The sequence below is a fragment of the Sciscionella sediminilitoris genome, from assembly GCF_000737195.2.
Taxonomy (GTDB): Bacteria; Actinomycetota; Actinomycetes; order Mycobacteriales; family Pseudonocardiaceae; genus Sciscionella; species Sciscionella sediminilitoris.
This window is the reverse complement of the sequence record NZ_JALM01000057.1, coordinates 1-992: the sequence shown is the minus strand read 5'-3', so window position 1 is coordinate 992 and position 992 is coordinate 1. Positions and strand designations below refer to the sequence as shown.

At 64.4% G+C, this 992-nt stretch carries 2 protein-coding genes; both read right to left on the bottom strand.

Annotated elements, in window-relative coordinates; translation table 11 throughout:
* The coding region (locus AD72_RS22040; protein WP_031468452.1) for an IS3 family transposase at positions 1-691 on the bottom strand (691 nt) is incomplete at its 3' end.
* Complete coding sequence (locus AD72_RS22035) at positions 688-975, bottom strand: transposase (protein WP_031468451.1); 288 nt, start codon at positions 973-975, stop codon at positions 688-690. The genes AD72_RS22035 and AD72_RS22040, both read right to left, overlap by 4 nt.
* Positions 976-992: the final 17 nt, after the last annotated feature.

The following is a 992-nucleotide window of genomic DNA, read 5'->3' as shown; positions in this document are numbered from 1 at the left end:
CGAAGCACGATCCGACCCGTCCCATCGACTGCCGGATACCGAGTTTTTCCCGGCACAGCTTGGTGAACAGGCCGGCCGTATAGGTCGAGCCGCGGTCGCTATGGAAGATCACGCCCTCGACTTGTTCGCGGCCGCCCCGGACCGTGGCGGCGATCTTGATCGCATCCGCGGCCAGGGCCGCGTCCGGGTGTTCCGAGACCGGGCAGGCGAGCAGTCGCCGCGAGTACAGGTCGATGACCGTGGCCATATAGAGCGGCCCTTCACCGGTGGGGATCTGGGTCATGTCACCGCACCACTTCTGGTTCGGCCCCGATGCGGTGAAGTCACGTCGGACCAGATCCGCAATCTTCGGCATGGACTTGTCCTGACGAGTTAAACCCCTGTACCGCTTACCTTTCCGCGCGATCAGCTCTTGTCGACGCATCGAGTCAGCGACCGTATTCACGCTGACCCGCCACCCGGCTTCGACCAGATCCGCGTGCACGCGTGGAGACCCGTAAGTGCCGCCGGAAACCTGGAACCGCTCGCGAACCGCGGCATCCAGCGCTCCTCGGCGTTGCTGCTGGGCCGTGGGCGTTCGGGTGATCCACTTGTAGAACCAGGACAGGCTCACCCCGAGCAGGGCGCAGGTGATCGTGTGTGGCACCCGGTGATCGGTCCTCTGGTCGGCGATGAATCCGGCCACACTCATTTCGTCGCCTCCTCTACCCACAGGACCACTGATCGCTTGAGCAGATCACGCTCCGCCCGAAGCGATGCAACCTCAGCCCGCAGTCGCTTGACCTCGGCTGCCGGATCAGCCCAGGCACCATCGGTGCTGCCGTGCTCGCGTTGCTTCGCGACCCAGTTGCCCAGGGTTCCAGGGTTAATCCCCAGCTCACGGGCCACCTCGGCGACCGGCCTACCCGTGTCCAACACCAGCCGCACCGCGCCGTCACGGAACTCGGGATCGAACTTCCGTCGTGATTCCGACATGACTACTCCTTATAGTG

Coding starts and splice junctions, on each gene's coding strand:
- AD72_RS22035 (WP_031468451.1), bottom strand. CDS start 975: ATGTCGGAATCACGACGGAAGTTCGATCCCGAGTTCCGTGACGGCGCG.